Raw genomic sequence first — 16122 nt, forward strand, 5'->3', positions numbered from 1 at the left:
CATATTCCTTTCTGTTAATTAGAGTTCTTTACAAGACCATTTTTTCCTGAATCCAGTTCTCCAAAGAAGTAATTTTGTCATCATATCCTTCTTTAAAAAAGTCAGCGGATAGTGACGCGATGGTTTCTCTTTTCAGAACGGCCTTCCAGGAGGCTTCCGCTTCTTCCATCAAATTTGCCAGTAAACAACACTGATCGTCTTTCTTTAATTCAAGCATATCGTTGTATATACCGCTGGAAGAATAGAGAGTCTGTTGTCCCTCGATCGCCAGATAAATATCAAATACCCGTATATCCTCAGGTTTTTTCTTTAATTTGAACCCGCCCTTGACACCAGGTACAGAAGTAATCAAATCGGAGCTAACCAATTTTCGTAACAGTTTATGAAAATAAGTAGGTGAAGCACCTAACTGCTGGCTGATGGCCTCACCAGGTAAAACGGCTTTGTCCGGCAGCATCGTGAGTAGAAGAAGAGCGTAGACAGATTGTTCGACACCTGTTTTCATATGCACTAGCAATCACCTCAATATTTATAACTAGGCTAACATGGATAAACATTATCCACATATATTGCATAATAGATGAGCTTATCATAAAAGTAAACTGTTTTTTGATAAAAACTAAAAATTTAAATCATTTGCAATTTATAACGGGACACATTATCATAATTGACGTATCAATTGATGGGTCAAAGAATTAAGGCGTTGAGGAAAATTCATAAAAAAATATTTTGACAGGGGTTGATATATAATGACTACGCGTAACGTTGCACTATCTATATTAGATCTTGCACCTGTCATTGAAGGCGGCACTCCTGCCGATTCCTTCCGCGACACGGTGGATCTTGCCCAGCATGCTGAACAATGGGGGTACCATCGGTACTGGCTAACGGAGCATCATAACATGCAGGCGGTAGCCAGTGCGGCTACGTCCGTGATCATCGGGCATGTAGCTGCACATACAAACAAGATTCGGGTCGGTTCAGGCGGCATTATGCTGGCTAACCATGCTCCACTCATGATTGCGGAGCAGTTTGGAACGTTAGAGTCGCTCTATCCGGGACGAATTGATCTGGGACTTGGTCGGGCTCCAGGCACGGATCAACCCGCGATGAGGGCACTGCGGCGAGGGCTTCACAGTACTGGGGAAGATTTTCCCGAGCAATTGAATGAGCTGCGTTCTTACCTGAATCCAGCGCTAAACGGAGCTGTTCCGGGAGTAAGAGCGATTCCTGGAGAGGGGCTGGACATTCCCATCTGGTTACTGGGATCAAGCGGATTCAGCGCACAGCTGGCAGGTCAGCTTGGGTTGCCATTCGCGTTCGCCAGCCACTTTGCCCCGGCTCATTTGTTACAGGCTTTAGAGTTGTATCATCGCAATTTTCGGCCATCCAAAGCACTGGATAAGCCATATGTGATGGTCGGTGTTAATGTGCTTGTTGCAGATTCTGATGAGGAAGCAAAATGGCTCTTTACATCACAAGAACAACAGTTTCTAAATGTGCTGCGCGGGCACAGCGGAGGACTGAAGCCACCAGTTGATGACATGGAGAAGCTCTGGAGTGAGCAGGAAAAGGAGGCGGTTCGTGGTAATATGCTGGGGTATTCAGCCATCGGCAGCCCTGACACTGTCAAGCAAAAGATGGATTGGATAACCGACCAGACGAGAGCCAATGAGCTGATTACAACCTCTCAGGTATATGACCATCAGGCGCGCCTGCGCTCGTACGAGCTGCTAGCCAAAGTGATGCGTATAGTTGGTTAATTAGATAAGTTAAACAAATGAGGCTGTGCCAGAAAGGTTTTTATAACCGATTCTGACACGGCCTTTATTTTCTGCGTGGAAATGATCGTTTTACAATGAATATATCCGTTTTATAGATGGGTAAAAATTAAAATTTATTTTTGATTATTTTTGTATTACTTATTTTCAAATCAAAACAAAAGTGTTATAGTCTCCATAAACAAAGAATAACCACTGTAATAAAGCCTTTCAAAACTAAAAATAAACTTGGAGGTCTTTTTCCTATGGTACAAAGTCTGTGGATTTCTTCACACGCATCTGAGCAGAAAAGCACGCTGGAACAGCTCGTATACCGTTCTAACCTGATTGGCACAGATAGGAGTGTGTGCAACTGGGGAGGCGGTAACACTTCGGCCAAAACGACGATACCAGATTTTCGCGGGCGTGAAGTAGAAGTGATGTACGTCAAGGGCAGCGGTTCCGATCTCGCAACAATGAAAGCGCATAACTTCACTGGTCTTCGTATGGAGGATATTCGTCCTTTATTTGAAAGGGAAGATATGTCTGACGAGGATATGGTGGCATATTTGGCGAACTGTATGATAGATGCCAAGCATCCACGGGCTTCAATTGAGACGCTATTGCATGCTTTTCTGCCTTTTAGACATGTGGATCATACACACCCGGACGCGATTATTAGCTTGTGCTGTGCGCACAACGGCAAGGAAATCGCTAAGGAAATTTTCGGTGACCGTTTTGTATGGGTGCCTTATATCCGTCCTGGATTTAAGCTATCGAAGATGATTGCCGAAGGTGTACTCGATCATCCACAAGCTGAATTGGTATTGATGGAAAAGCATGGTCTGGTTACGTGGGGAGAGACATCCGAAGCGGCTTATGCGAAAACAATCGAAATCATTCAAGAAGCAGAAAGCTATATTAAAGCTCGTCAAGAGGAAAAGCAGGCATTTGGAGGCACAAAATATAAAGCGCTTACTTATGAAGAGCGCCGTAGCATTGCATCTCGAGTTATGCCGTCGGTTCGGGGAGCGGTCAGTGATGAGAAAAAGATGATTTTAACCTTTGATGACGCGGAGGATGTGTTGGAGTTTGTGAACGGCCGGGATTCTGCTGCTTTATCCCAGGTCGGGGCTGCGTGCCCGGATCATCTGGTCCATACCAAGATGAAGCCACTCTATGTAGATTGGACACCGGATGTGGAGGATGTAGAGGGCTTGAAAGTTAAGCTTGCCGAGGGTATAGCAGCCTATAAGGAGCAGTATCAAGTTTACTTCGAGCGCAATCGGCTTGAAGGAGATGTTATGTTTGAGGCTGCGCCACGTGTAATTTTGATTCCGGGTGTCGGTATGATCAACACAGGTAAAAGCTGGAGCAATGCGCAGGTGAGCGGTGCTCTGTACCATCGGGCTATCGCTGTTATGCGAGGGGCAACGACGTTAGGAGAGTTTGTTTCGCTCAGTGAGAACGAGTCATATAACGTGGAATATTGGCCGCTGGAGCTTTATAAGCTGTCACTCGCGCCAGCAGAAGCTGAATTTTCCCGTAAAATCGCGTTCATTACAGGCGGTGCAGGCGGAATTGGCAGTGCAACCGCACGTCGTTTGGTGGATGAAGGCGCACATGTCGTACTAGCAGATCTGAATCTGGAAGGCGCGCAAAAGGTAGCCGCAGAGATAAATAGCAGCTACGGAGAAAACCGTGCCATCGCCGTAAAAATGGATGTGACGCAGGAGGAGCAAATTCAGGCTGCCTATGCAGAAACGGCATTGACCTATGGCGGTGTAGATATCATCGTCAACAATGCAGGGCTTGCTACATCCAGTCCGTTCGATGAAACATCGTTAAAGGAATGGAATTTAAATGTGAATGTGCTGGGAACGGGTTATTTTCTGGTTGCACGAGAAGCGTTCAAGCTCATGAAGGAGCAGATACTTGGCGGCAGCATGGTGTTCGTCGGCTCCAAAAACTCGGTCTACGCAGGAAAAAATGTAACAGCCTACAGCTCGGTCAAGGCGCTGGAAGCGCATTTAGCCCGTTGTATTGCCGCAGAAGGCGGTGAATATGGTATCCGTGTGAACACCATTTTGCCGGATGCCATTCTGCAAGGCTCGGCAATCTGGAACTCCAATTGGCGCAACGAGCGCGCTGCCGCCTACGGGATCGAGCCCGACCAGCTGGAGGAACATTACCGCAAACGTACGACGCTGCTGGTCAACATTTACCCGCAGGATATTGCCGAGGGCATTGCCTTTTTCGCCTCATCCAAGGCTGAGAAAACGACAGGTTGTATGCTGACCATCGACGGTGGTGTCCCCGCAGCATTTACGCGCTAGCCGAATTAAAATGAACCTATGTATGCGATAGACTCATTTCAACGGCTCAACACTTAGGATTATAACGAACTAATTTAATGTACTAATCTATTACACTAATCTAAGCCACATGACGATAGTTTCGAAGGGCTTATTAATTAGTTGAGAACACGTAAATAAGTAACAATGCTTATTTACGTGTTTGCATCCTTTTATATACACACTAACACTTTAAAATAGAAGTGACTTTATGGATGGTCAGCAGCGGAGCGGGCGGAATTGTTCTGAAGAAACGAAGTGTTCGCCTTTGCAACGGGATTTTAACCTTATCATGTGTTATAAAATGAAAAATCCCGTTGCAACAGCGATCGGAAGAACAATCCGCACGCGAAGCGGCCTCCCGTAACTCACTTCATTTTCCAAGGAGGAACCACGATGAGTGACAAAGCGTATGCCTTATTCGAGGAGCAACAGCAACAACGGGGCATTGACCTGGAGCAAGTAAAGGCAAAGCTGAAAGCGCTTAGCATAGAAACACCATCCTGGGGATATGGCGACTCAGGTACACGGTTTAAAGTCTTTCAGAAAACAGGCGTGCCGCGTGATCCGTTCGAAAAGTTGGAGGATGCCGCGCAAGTTCATGCCGTGACAGGCCTATGTCCATCCGTTGCGATCCACATTCCGTGGGATACAGTAGACAATTACGGCAAGCTTCGCAGTCATGCCGAAAGCTTGGGACTACAGATTGGGGCCGTGAATCCCAATCTGTTTCAAGACGAGGACTACATGCTCGGCAGTGTCACCAATGTAGACCCGGCCATCCGCCGCAAGGCCATCAACCATTTGCTGGAATGCGTGGATATTGCGAAGGAAACGGGCTCTAACGATTTTAGCTTATGGTTCGCAGATGGAACGAATTATCCCGGTCAGGGAGACATTCGCAAACGGAAAAATTGGATGCTGGAAGCGCTCAGTGAAATGTATAAGGCGCTTACTCCTGACATGCGCATGTTGATTGAATACAAGGCGTTCGAGCCAGCCTTTTACCATACGGATATTGCCGATTGGGGCATGGCTTACAATTTCGCAACCAAGCTGGGGCCGCAGGCACAAGTGCTGGTGGATACAGGGCATCATCTGCCGGGAGCCAACGTGGAGCATATAGTTGCGTTTCTAATTGATGAAAAGCGACTAGGTGGGTTCCATTTTAATAGCTACAAATATGCGGATGATGATCTGATCGTGGGCTCCGCGAATCCGTATGAACTGTTCTTGATTTTTTATCAAATTTTAAATGCCGCTCAGGATGTAGATGCGGATATTCGCCATACCGTCGACAAAATTGCTTATTTGATCGATCAGTCGCACAATATTGAGCAAAAAATTCCGGCGATGATTCGTTCGGTGCTGAATGTGCAGACTCAATATGCGAAGGCACTCCTGATCAATCATGTAGAGGTGGAGGAAGCGGCGAGCCGCCAGGATGTGCTGGGTGCGGAGGATGCCGTGCGCCAAGCGTTTGAGTTCGATGTAGCGCCATTGCTCAGAGCGATCCGTGAAGAGCAAGGGTTACCGGCAGACCCGATGAAAGCCTATTTAGCGTCTGAGTATGGCACGCAGATTTTGCAAAGAGGCAAGGGTGGTGCAAGCTGGTGAGCATCCTCGCTTATGATTTGGGGGCAAGCAGCGGCAGGGTTCTACTCGGAGAATTGACAGATTCACGTATAGTGGTGGAGGAAATCCATCGCTTTTCGAATGATCCGGTCAAGGTTGGGGAACGTCTGCACTGGGATCTGTTGCGTCTGTATCACGAGGTTCAGCAAGGATTGCTCAAAGCCAAGCATATGGGAGTGAATCCGTCTAGTCTTGCGATTGACTCCTGGGCGGTCGATTTTGGATTAATTGGAAAAACCGGTGAATTGCTGGGGAACCCTTATCATTATCGGGATTGGCACACCCACGGGGTGATGGAAGAAATACAAGGACGGCTGGGGAAAGACTCCATTTTTCAGCGTACAGGCATTCAGTTTTTGACGTTTAACACGATTTATCAGCTGGCTGCTATGCGAAATGCAAATTCACCATTGCTGGAGCAGGCAAAGCATTTCTTGATGATTCCAGATTTGCTGCGGTATTTTCTGACAGGTGAAATGTACAATGAGTTTTCGAATGCGACCAGCACGCAATTATATAATCCGTTGCAGCAAAAATGGGATGATGAGCTTTTGTCTGGAATCAATATTCCCCGTTCCTGGTTTGGTGAGGTACTGGAGCCAGGAAATGTTGCAGGAACGATCCGCTCGTCGGTCATGACCGATCTGGGCATTGGAGCGATTCCTGTGATTGCAGTAGCAGAGCACGATACGGGATCTGCTGTGGCTGCCGTGCCTGCGCTGGAGCGCTCGTTTGCGTACTTGAGCTGCGGAACATGGTCCCTGATGGGAACGGAAACGGCACAGCCTGTAATCAATGACGATACGCTTCGTTTTAATTTTACGAACGAAGGTGGGGTCGGTCGAACTTACAGGCTGCTTAAAAACATTATGGGCTTGTGGATTTTACAGGAGGCGCGCAGAGAGTGGGAGCGGCAGGGACACTCCTATTCCTTCCCCGAACTGGTTCATATGGCAGAACAGGCTCCAGCATTCACTTCTTTGATTGACCCGGACGATGAACTGTTTCTGCACGCCGGGGATATGAAAACACGTATTCGCCAATATTGCCGTAACACCGGGCAGCCATTGCCCGAGACGCCGGGAGAAATCACGCGCTGTATTTTGGAGAGTCTGGCGTTAAAGTACCGTTACATTTTGGAGCTTACGGAGCAGGTGTCAGGACAACGGTTTAATGGTTTGCATATGGTCGGAGGAGGGATTCAAAATCGCTTGCTGTGCCAATGGACGGCCAATTCGATTCAAAAACCAGTGTGGGCGGGACCTGCAGAAGCGAGCGCAATCGGCAATCTTGCGGTACAATGGATGACACAGGGAAAGTTCGCCGATATATGGGAAGCACGCCGGGTCATCGCGGATTCTATTTCCGTGGAGGAATATGAACCTGCCGAGTCAGAAGCGTGGGAGGATGCCTACGGGCAATTCCGGCGGGTGGCGGGACTTTTTGTACATTAAAGATGTGGAGTGAGATTGCCATGCTGGTCGCAGAAAGATATGAGATGATTGTGCAGCTCGTTAATGAAAAAGGAAGCATACGGGTGTCCGAATTGAGTGAGTTGTGCAAAGTAACGGAGGAAACGATCCGCCGTGATCTGGACCGCCTGGAGCAGGCGGGACGACTGCGCCGTTCGCATGGGGGAGCGGTCAGTGTCAAAAACGAGCAGCCTGAAACGCCCTATGCGGTACGGGAAATTATGAACGCAGAGGAAAAGCGTAGGATTGCCGAGGAAGCGGTTAAGCAGATTCAGCCGAATGATCGTATTTTGCTGGATGCCAGCACAACCGCCTGGTATATGGCGTCAAGTTTACCGGATATTCCTTTGACAATATTAACAAATTCGATTCGGGTAGCTACAGAGCTGGCGGGTAAGGAAAAAATCGAGGTCATTTCGACGGGGGGGCAGTTGCTTCAACGCTCGCTGTCATTTGTAGGCCCGCTCGCAGAGCGTTCACTAGAAACCTATTATGTGGATAAATTGTTTTTCTCCAGCCAGGGGGTTCATCTGGATCGCGGTATTAGTGAATCGAATGAACTGCAAGCTCGTTTGAAGCAGAAAATGGTCAGCATTGCAGAGCATGTGATTTTACTGGCGGATGCGAGCAAATTTGGGCAACAGGCGTTTACGCATGTCGTGAACCTGTCGCAGGTATCCGAGATTATTACGGATTCGCGGTTGTCGGACCCGATTCGCAGTCAACTTGCGGAGTTGGCTATTCCAGTTACGGTTGTGTAAGGCGGGGAGTTTCCGAGGTAGAGGTCGCTCCGCGTTTCATTTGATCTTACGATCGCTGTTGCAGTGGGATTCTTTGATGATGTAAAACACGTATAGGTGAGAATCCCACTGCAAAGGCGAGCGCTGACGCTTCTCCAGATTCAAATGAACCGCTCCGCTAGTATCCTCCATAAGTGGATTTTGTGATAGTGAGTAGGTATCGGTTCAAACATAGTGACGTTAGACAAACTATGACAGCTCAACAGGAAAAGGTACAGCATTCAAGATGATTAGAAAGCGTTTACTTTTCATATAAGCTGAACTCGAAAAATTCACATAAAAACGGAGTAGGCGGAATGGTGCTGTACAAGCGTGAGCGGTCGCCTTTGTCCCCGGATTTTTACCATTGAGTATTTATTCAAAAAATCTGGGGGCAACAGCGATGGGAAGCACCATCCGACTGCGTAGTGGCACCAAAGGTAACTTTTCAGCTCAGTTTATGTATAAAGTAATAGTTATTCCATGGACGGAAGGGGTGTTCCGTATGAAGGTATCTTTATTTATTACCTGCCTGAGTGATGCGATTTATCCCAAGGTGGGGGAAGCGATGGCACGCTTGCTTGCCAGATATGGTGTTCAGCTGGATTTTCCGAAGATACAGACATGCTGCGGACAACCATCCTATAACAGCGGCTATTGGGATGAAACGAGGATTGCGGCTAAAACGATTTTGAAAGCGTTTAACGACAGCGATTTTGTCGTATCTCCTTCCGGCTCCTGCACCTATATGCTTCATCATTACCCGGAGTTGTTTAAGGATGAACCCGAATGGCTCGATTCGGCACGGAGGCTGGAGCAAAAGACGTATGAGTTTACGCAATTTATGGTGCAGGTGCTTGGCGTGACCGATGTGGGCGCGTCTTTTCCGCATACGGTAACCTACCATCCGTCTTGCCATGGCACACGTTTGCTCGGCGTGAAGGAGGAACCGATGAAGCTGCTTGGCAGTGTAAAGGGGCTGCAATTAGTACCACTTCCCTTTGCTGAGGACTGCTGTGGCTTTGGCGGGACTTTCGCGGTGAAAATGCCGGATATTTCGGGAGCAATGGTGACTGAAAAAGTGGACCACATCAGGGAGACCGAAGCCGAGGTACTGGTCGGACTAGATATGGCCTGCTTGATGAACATTGCTGGAAATCTTCGGTATCGGGAGGAGCCAGTTCGGGTGATGCATCTGGCTGAGCTGCTGTACGAAGGGGTGAAGCACGCATGACCGCTGTACACTCACATTCCATGAACCAAAAGGTCAAAAAACGCGCAGAGCTGGCCCTAAATGATGATTTTCTGCGGAATGCAGTTCGTTTCACTACGGAGCGGCTGCGCAACGGCAAGCGGGTGGCTTCAGAGCAGCACGGAAATTGGGAGGAATGGCGTGAACGGGGCCGTCAAATTCGTCTGCATACCATTGCCCATCTGGACTATTACTTAAATCTATTTGTAGAAAATGCCCGTGCCAACGGGGTGCATATTCATTTCGCCGATACAGCAGCCGATGCCGTGCGTATTACACTGGATATTGCTGCGCATAGCCAAGCCCGCTCCGTCGTCAAATCCAAGTCGATGGTGTCGGAGGAGCTGCATTTGAATCAGGCGCTGGAAGGTGCGGATATCGAGACGATTGAAAGTGACCTTGGTGAATATATTATTCAACTGGCAGGAGAGCCCCCGTCTCATATCGTCATTCCGGCGATTCACAAAAACCGCTATCAGATTGCCGAGCTGTTATCCAAAGAAGCAGGGGAGAAACTGTCCGCGGATACGACGATTTTGGCGGGCTTTGTCCGCAAAAAGCTGCGTGAGAAGTTTCTAGAAGCGGATATTGGCATGACCGGGTGTAATTTTGCCATCGCCGAGACAGGCTCCATGGTCCTGTTTGAAAATGAAGGTAACGCACGAATGGTATCCACTTTGCCCAAAACGCAAATTACGCTGATGGGCATGGAACGGATTATTCCATCCTGGACGGATTTGGAGGTGATGGCTACATTACTGCCACGATCTGCTACTGGACAGAAGCTGACCATGTACATGTCTGGTATTTCAGGCCCTCGGCGCAGCCAAGATGTCGATGGGCCTGACGAAATGCACATCATCATCGTAGATAACGGACGTTCACTACAGCTAGGCAATCCCGAGTTTCAAGAGTTGTTGAATTGCATTCGCTGTGGGGCTTGCCTGAATGCCTGTCCGGTGTACCGACACATTGGCGGGCATGCGTATGGCGGGACATATAGTGGCCCTATCGGTGCAGTGCTTACGCCTGCCCTTCATGGCAACATCCAAGAGTGGAACGATATTGCAAGTGCGTCCAGTCTGTGTGGTGCGTGTTATGAAGCCTGTCCGGTCAAAATACCGCTGCATGATATGCTGGTATATTTGCGTAGACGTAAGGTAGAGGCGGGACAAGGAGATAAGCTGGAAACGGCAGGAATGAAAGGTTTTGCGACCGTGGTTTCCAGCTCGAAGCGATTCGCAGCGGCGATTCGGCTAGGGCAGATCGCCCAGAAAGCAGTCGTCCGTAAGGGCGAAATTACCCTTAAGCTGGGCCCCCTAAAGGGATGGAATACGTACCGTGTGGCTCCCTCTTTGGCGAAAAAATCCTTCCGTCAGCAATGGAACACGCTGGAGCATAAGCTGGAGCAGGAACGCAACGTGATGCAGCCGGATGTTCTCAGTCGAATGGAGAAGATTTTGGCAGATAGAAGTAAAGGAGGGACGCAGCATGAGTGAACAGAGTAATCCTTCTGCGCAAGCAAAAGCGGCCCATGAAACGTGGCTTCATCAAATGGAAGCAGAATCCCGTGCCAAGCAGGTACGCTTTATGGACGGCATCGCGACGCGGCTCAAGCGTCCACGACAAACGGAGTCGCCAGTTCAGCCGTTTCGCGGCGCACCTGCATTTTGGCACGAATTCGAATGGAGCGCGGAGCAACGCATCGAGGAATTCACCGCCAACTTTACAAGTGTTGGCGGGCATGTCGTGCGTCTGCCGGATTTGGAGCAGACCGCAGACTGGATCGCGCACAAAGCGCGAGAGCTGGGAGCGGCCTATATCGTCCGGCAGAATGAGCCGGACCTGGATGCGCTCCAGCTGGAATCGGCGCTGCCGGAAGTCCGTTTATCGGTGTGGAACACCGATCCAGTCGAGGATTGGAAGGCCTGCGCCGCCGAGGCGGATATCGGCATCGTCATCGCCGACGAAGCGGCTGCTTACACCGGTTCGGTAGCGGTGCTATCCTCGCCGGAGAAAGGCCGTGCAGTCAGCCTTTTGCCAACTGCACTGATCATTCTTCTGCCAGTAGAGCGCTTGCGAACACGACTGGGCGAAATTCTAAACCGCTTTGACGAAGCCGGGCGTGAGCAATTGCCCGCAGGCATTCATTTTATTACTGGACCGAGCCGCTCGTCGGATATTGAAAATGATCTGACGATCGGTGTACACGGGCCGGGTATCGTCTATACACTGTTGATTGGTTAGTTGTAGATGGATTAGCAGGTAGACTGGCGGACCTTCAATTCAAAAGCAAGGGAGACTGGCTCCAAAGGCTGCCCGTTCAATTGCTGATATAATGTACGGAACATTTCCTGTCCGATTCGCTGCAACGGGTTCGTAATATTGGTCAGTCCCATGGCGTCGGCTACCTGACTTTCGTCAGCTTCAAAGCCGACCACTGCCAAATCTCCTGGAACCTTCCAACCTATACTACGAGCGGCTGAGATAATACCGCATGCCACCAAATCATTGGTTGTCATGATGGCATGGGGACGTTCCTTTAACGACTCCAGCTTGGCGAACGCTCGCATTCCGTCCTGCACCGTATGTATACCACTGAGCAACCATTCCTCATTCACTGGCAGCTTCCTTGCTGCGAGCAGGTCATAATAGGCCTGGAGTCTTCTTTGGCTGTTTACGCTGTTTTTTCTGCCTACGGTGCAGGCGATTTTTTCAAGTCCCAGCTCGGCCAAATGCTCTAATCCAATCCGAAATCCTTCATAATGATCGAGATAAATGGATGAAATCTCTTTATTTTTTAATGGCTCGCAGGTCACAATCGGCCCATACTTGGTGTAATGCCTCACAGCGGACCAATCCAGCATACGCCGTAAAATGACGATCCCGTCCACTTTTTTCTGCCTCAAAAGCTCTAACGCCGCGCTTTCCAAATCCTGATTTTCCTCCGTCTGGTAGATCAAAACCTGATAATCTTGCTCTTTACCCGCATTGGATACTCCCTTGATGATTTGCATGTAATAATTGTTAATCGTTGGGGTCATGATCCCAATAACCTTGGTACGGCCTACTTTCAACTGCACCGCATTAATATTCGGAATATAATCCAGTTCCCGAATGACTTCCATCACCCTGGTCCGCGTTGCTTCACTGACATATGGATGATGATTAAGCACCCGAGACACGGTACTTGTCGATACCCCCGCAATTTCAGCAATTCTTTTTATATTATGCATGACATTCAACTCCAAAAATTTAGTTCTTGACCTGGAATGCATCCCAGATTGTAGCATGAAAGCATAAAGCGTATGCAGCAATCCGGGATGCATTTGAAGGACATGGGTTCCGCATACTTCTTCACAAATTATAACCTACTTGGAGGAATGCAACATGGAACAGGCAAAAGGTTTTCCCAAGAACTTTCTATGGGGCGGGGCAGCCGCTGCCATGCAGATTGAAGGGGCTTACAACGTAGATGGAAGAGGACTCTCGATTTCTGATGTATTTACCTTTGATCCAGCACTCGACAAAAAGCATTGGCTGGATCAGTGGCATATGATGACCCATGCGCAGGTCAAGGAAGCATTGGACCCAAACAGCACCAAAAATTATCCCAAACGTCGGGGAAATGATTTCTACCATCGTTATGAAGAAGATATTAATCTGCTGGCCGAAATGGGTTTTAAATGCTTTCGCACTTCCATTTCCTGGACACGTATTTTCCCGAATGGCGACGAGACAGAACCCAATGAGAAAGGGCTGCAATTCTATGACAAGGTTTTTGATGCCCTGCTGGCCAAAGGAATTGAACCTGTCATCTCGCTGACACATTACGATATGCCTTTGTATCTTGTCACCGAATATGGTGGCTGGAAAAACCGGAAACTGATTGAATTTTTCGTCCGTTTTGCCGAGACTGTATTTACCCGTTACAAGGATAAAGTAAAGTACTGGATTACGTTTAACGAAATGAACTGTGTCAAACACCATCCGTTTGTCAGCGCGGGGATCATTGAAGAGAATCACCCGAATCTGGAGCAGGACAAGTATCAATCTGCCCATCATCAGTTTATAGCCAGCGCGCTGGCAGTCAAAGCCTGTCATGAGATTATACCAAACTCCCAGATTGGGTGTATGATCAGCTATCTGTTGCTTTATCCGAATACCTGCAATCCGGATGATGTGCTTGAATGCCAAAAGGAAGAACGAGTGTCCTTCTTTTTCAGTGATGTACAAGCTAGAGGGTATTATCCGTCCTATACCGCACGTATGTTCAAAGAAAAGGGTGTTGTTCTGCATAAAGAACCTGGCGACGATGAAATCTTGCGAGATAACCTCGTAGACTTCGTGTCCCTGAGCTACTATATGTCCAACAATGCCAGTGCCACTGCCGATCAGCATGCCAAAGCAAGCGGAAATCTGATTGGTGGCGTGAAAAATCCTTACCTCGAGCAGTCCGAGTGGGGATGGCAGATTGATCCTAAAGGATTACGTTATGCGCTCAATAACCTGTATGACCGCTATCAAAAGCCACTGTTCATTTCAGAAAACGGCGTGGGTGCGACAGATCAAATGAATCCTGACGGGACCATTAACGATGATTACCGTATCGACTATCTGAAAAAACATATCGAGCAAATGAGGGAAGCCATTGAGGATGGAGTGGACCTGTTCGGCTACACCGCCTGGGGTCCCATCGACATGATCAGTGCTTCGACCTCACAGGCATCCAAGAGATACGGCTTCGTCTACGTCGACCAGGATGATCTGGGCAACGGAACACTGAACCGCTACAAGAAAAAAAGCTTTGACTGGTATAAAAAAGTGATTGAATCGGGCGGAGAAGTGCTCTAAACGGAGGCGTATGATGCATGAAAGGCTTGAGCCTGCTCTTATGCCTGATCTGGGGCTTTAATTTTGTCATCATGAAATTGGGCAATGGAGCCTTTGAACCTGTTCAATTTGCGGCTCTCCGGTTTCTCACAGGGACGCTACTTCTGTTCGGAATTCTCATGTGGAAACGGGTTCCGAACCCTGACAGGCACACGATAAAATGGTATATACTCTGCGGGATTCTCCAGACTACCTATTTTAATATTGCGATTCAGATATCCCTAAACTACATTAATGCGGGCTTAACCTCCGTGCTTACGTACAGCATGCCGCTGTTTTTATCCATAATGGCTCATTTTATGATTCCTGGTGAGCGGCTGAACACACGCAAAACGATTGGAATTGCTACAGGGGTCATGGGGCTATTATTTGCTATGGACATTCATTTGGGCGGCAATTTGTGGGCCATGCTGCTCGGGGTGAGTTCAGCGATTGCTTGGGCACTTTCGAACCTGATTATCAAGCTCAAGCTCCAGCATTGCGATAAAACCCAGTTCACGACCTGGCAGATGGCGTTCGGTGCGCTCGGATTGTTATTGTATTCCCTGTTGTTTGAGCGATGGGAGCCAAACTTTAGCACTGCGTCGATCTTTTATATCTTATTTTCCGGTATTGTGGCGTCTGCTCTTGCATTCCTGCTGTGGACTCATATTCTCACTAGAATGGAAGCAAGTAAAGCTTCTGTTACGCTGTTGCTGGTTCCTATCATCGGTGTTGTGTCCGGCTGGATCTTTCTTCACGAGGCACTCAAAGCGGCTACCTTGCTTGGCATTTTCTTAGTACTGGCGGGCATCTGGATTGTGAATCGTTCAGGGACTCCGAAGCCGCAGTAAGCGGATGGAAGGCTTTTTTTAATAAAGGGTTGACAGAAAAAAAGAAACTCTATTATAATGAAGCCAAGAAAACGATTACAAAAATGAATCTCATAATTTTCAGGGTGTTACTATTTTAGGCATAACCTGAATGGAGTTCCGGTAAATGGGCGATAACGTCTATGAAGCGGTATTCTGTTCAGGTTTTTTAGTGTATGCACATTTTTTAACAGAGTCTCTTTAAAAAATGGCCTTCCAGTAAATAAAAGCAGGTGGTCGCATGATTTTGAAGAAAGCGCTTAACAACAATGTCGTTTTAGCAGAGGAAGAGGACGCCCAAGAGGTCATTGCGACAGGAAATGGAATCGCATTCAACCTGAAACCGGGGGATACCATCGATGAGCGAAAAATCACGAAGTTGTTTGTAGTCAAAACTCAGGATTTATCCGCGAAGCTGGCGGATTTGCTGAAAGATGTGAAGATGGAATGTATTGAAATCGCGGATGAAATCGTGGAGTATGCCAGACCGAGATTGGCTGGAGACATTAGTGACTATATTTACCTAGCTCTGATCGATCACATTTCATTCGCCATCCAAAGGCATGAACGTGGAACACCGATTGAAAACCGGTTTCTATGGGAGATCAAGCGGTTTTATCGCGAAGAATTCGCGATCGGAAAACACGCGCTGGAGATGATTCGTAACAGGATCAACATCACGTTCGATGAGAATGAAGCCGGGTTTATTGCCCTGCATTTCGTCAACGCCCGCCTGGATAACCAGAAGCTTGATCTGACGCTAAAAACGTCAAAAGTCATCAAGGATATTATGGATATTGTAAAATACCACTTCAATGTCGAGATTGATGAAGATTCATGGAATTACAACCGTTTTGTAACCCATCTTAAATTTTTTGCCCAGCGGCTTTTTGCCCACGAATCGGCAGACCCGCAGTACATGAATTTGTTCGAAGACCTGAAAACCAAATTTCCAGAAGAGCACAGATGTGTACAAAAAATAGGGGTGTATGTGAATAAGCAGTTTGAGCAGAAATTAACCAATGATGAAATGATGTATCTTATGATTCACATTTCCAGATTGGTCAACAGAACTGAAAACTAACAGGGTGTTACCATTTGTGGGCATTACCTGAGTGATTTCGAT

The 16122-nt window shown here is 47.9% G+C and carries 13 protein-coding genes; 11 read left to right on the forward strand and 2 right to left on the reverse strand.

Annotation, left to right across the window (positions count from 1 at the left end):
• Nucleotides 1–28: 28 nt before the first annotated feature.
• Nucleotides 29–511 (reverse strand): RrF2 family transcriptional regulator, encoded by a 483-nt coding sequence (locus KAI37_RS11295; protein ID WP_071640787.1) that lies wholly within the window; start codon nucleotides 509–511, stop codon nucleotides 29–31.
• A 238-nt stretch (nucleotides 512–749) separates the two neighbouring features.
• Between KAI37_RS11295 and KAI37_RS11300 the strand changes: the two genes are divergently transcribed.
• From KAI37_RS11300 to KAI37_RS11335, 8 genes are all read left to right on the forward strand, one after another.
• Nucleotides 750–1763 carry an LLM class flavin-dependent oxidoreductase gene (locus tag KAI37_RS11300; RefSeq protein WP_071640789.1) on the forward strand — a complete coding sequence of 338 codons (1014 nt, stop codon included), beginning with the start codon at nucleotides 750–752 and terminating at the stop codon, nucleotides 1761–1763.
• Between the two features lie 263 nt (nucleotides 1764–2026).
• Nucleotides 2027–4096 carry a bifunctional aldolase/short-chain dehydrogenase gene (locus KAI37_RS11305; RefSeq protein ID WP_220031274.1) on the forward strand — a complete coding sequence of 690 codons (2070 nt, stop codon included), beginning with the start codon at nucleotides 2027–2029 and terminating at the stop codon, nucleotides 4094–4096.
• Nucleotides 4097–4510: 414 nt separating this feature from the next.
• Complete coding sequence (rhaI, locus tag KAI37_RS11310; protein ID WP_220031275.1) at nucleotides 4511–5731, forward strand: L-rhamnose isomerase; 1221 nt, start codon at nucleotides 4511–4513, stop codon at nucleotides 5729–5731.
• On the forward strand, nucleotides 5728–7203 hold the full coding sequence (rhaB, locus tag KAI37_RS11315; protein WP_220031276.1) for a rhamnulokinase: 1476 nt from the start codon (nucleotides 5728–5730) through the stop codon (nucleotides 7201–7203). Before rhaI ends, rhaB begins: the two co-directional genes overlap by 4 nt.
• 20 nt (nucleotides 7204–7223) lie before the next feature.
• Nucleotides 7224–7982 (forward strand): DeoR/GlpR family DNA-binding transcription regulator, encoded by a 759-nt coding sequence (locus KAI37_RS11320; protein ID WP_220031277.1) that lies wholly within the window; start codon nucleotides 7224–7226, stop codon nucleotides 7980–7982.
• A 523-nt stretch (nucleotides 7983–8505) separates the two neighbouring features.
• Nucleotides 8506–9234 (forward strand): (Fe-S)-binding protein, encoded by a 729-nt coding sequence (locus KAI37_RS11325; protein ID WP_071644298.1) that lies wholly within the window; start codon nucleotides 8506–8508, stop codon nucleotides 9232–9234.
• A complete protein-coding gene (locus KAI37_RS11330; RefSeq protein WP_220031278.1) occupies nucleotides 9231–10751 on the forward strand; it encodes a LutB/LldF family L-lactate oxidation iron-sulfur protein in 1521 nt (506 codons plus the stop codon). The genes KAI37_RS11325 and KAI37_RS11330 overlap by 4 nt, the downstream gene beginning before the upstream one ends.
• Nucleotides 10744–11499: a LutC/YkgG family protein gene (locus tag KAI37_RS11335; RefSeq protein ID WP_220031279.1), complete on the forward strand. Its 756-nt coding sequence runs from the start codon at nucleotides 10744–10746 to the stop codon at nucleotides 11497–11499. The genes KAI37_RS11330 and KAI37_RS11335 overlap by 8 nt, the downstream gene beginning before the upstream one ends.
• Before the next feature lie 11 nt (nucleotides 11500–11510).
• Here KAI37_RS11335 and KAI37_RS11340 read toward each other — a convergent pair whose 3' ends face one another.
• Complete coding sequence (locus tag KAI37_RS11340; protein ID WP_220031280.1) at nucleotides 11511–12488, reverse strand: LacI family DNA-binding transcriptional regulator; 978 nt, start codon at nucleotides 12486–12488, stop codon at nucleotides 11511–11513.
• A 154-nt stretch (nucleotides 12489–12642) separates the two neighbouring features.
• Between KAI37_RS11340 and KAI37_RS11345 the strand changes: the two genes are divergently transcribed.
• The 3 genes from KAI37_RS11345 to licT all read left to right on the forward strand — a co-directional run bounded on the left by KAI37_RS11345 (nucleotide 12643) and on the right by licT (nucleotide 16080).
• Nucleotides 12643–14106, forward strand: a complete 1464-nt coding sequence (locus tag KAI37_RS11345; protein WP_220031281.1) for a glycoside hydrolase family 1 protein — start codon at nucleotides 12643–12645, stop codon at nucleotides 14104–14106.
• A 17-nt stretch (nucleotides 14107–14123) separates the two neighbouring features.
• Nucleotides 14124–14978, forward strand: coding sequence for a DMT family transporter (locus KAI37_RS11350; RefSeq protein ID WP_071640807.1), 855 nt, complete (start codon nucleotides 14124–14126; stop codon nucleotides 14976–14978).
• A gap of 259 nt (nucleotides 14979–15237) precedes the next feature.
• Nucleotides 15238–16080 (forward strand): BglG family transcription antiterminator LicT, encoded by an 843-nt coding sequence (gene licT / locus KAI37_RS11355; protein ID WP_025724226.1) that lies wholly within the window; start codon nucleotides 15238–15240, stop codon nucleotides 16078–16080.
• Nucleotides 16081–16122: the final 42 nt, after the last annotated feature.

The organism is Paenibacillus sp. S25 (genome assembly GCF_019454085.1).
Classification (GTDB): Bacteria; Bacillota; Bacilli; order Paenibacillales; family Paenibacillaceae; genus Paenibacillus; species Paenibacillus polymyxa_B.

Bases quoted from the DNA above. Each gene is read 5' to 3' on its own strand.
- KAI37_RS11300 (WP_071640789.1), top strand. From the start codon at position 750: ATGACTACGCGTAACGTTGCACTATCTATATTAGATCTTGCACCTGTC.
- KAI37_RS11325 (WP_071644298.1), top strand. From the start codon at position 8,506: ATGAAGGTATCTTTATTTATTACCTGCCTGAGTGATGCGATTTATCCC.
- KAI37_RS11350 (WP_071640807.1), top strand. From the start codon at position 14,124: ATGAAAGGCTTGAGCCTGCTCTTATGCCTGATCTGGGGCTTTAATTTT.
- KAI37_RS11330 (WP_220031278.1), top strand. From the start codon at position 9,231: ATGACCGCTGTACACTCACATTCCATGAACCAAAAGGTCAAAAAACGC.
- KAI37_RS11320 (WP_220031277.1), top strand. From the start codon at position 7,224: ATGCTGGTCGCAGAAAGATATGAGATGATTGTGCAGCTCGTTAATGAA.
- rhaI (WP_220031275.1), top strand. From the start codon at position 4,511: ATGAGTGACAAAGCGTATGCCTTATTCGAGGAGCAACAGCAACAACGG.
- licT (WP_025724226.1), top strand. From the start codon at position 15,238: ATGATTTTGAAGAAAGCGCTTAACAACAATGTCGTTTTAGCAGAGGAA.
- KAI37_RS11340 (WP_220031280.1), bottom strand. From the start codon at position 12,488: ATGCATAATATAAAAAGAATTGCTGAAATTGCGGGGGTATCGACAAGT.
- KAI37_RS11345 (WP_220031281.1), top strand. From the start codon at position 12,643: ATGGAACAGGCAAAAGGTTTTCCCAAGAACTTTCTATGGGGCGGGGCA.
- KAI37_RS11305 (WP_220031274.1), top strand. From the start codon at position 2,027: ATGGTACAAAGTCTGTGGATTTCTTCACACGCATCTGAGCAGAAAAGC.
- KAI37_RS11335 (WP_220031279.1), top strand. From the start codon at position 10,744: ATGAGTGAACAGAGTAATCCTTCTGCGCAAGCAAAAGCGGCCCATGAA.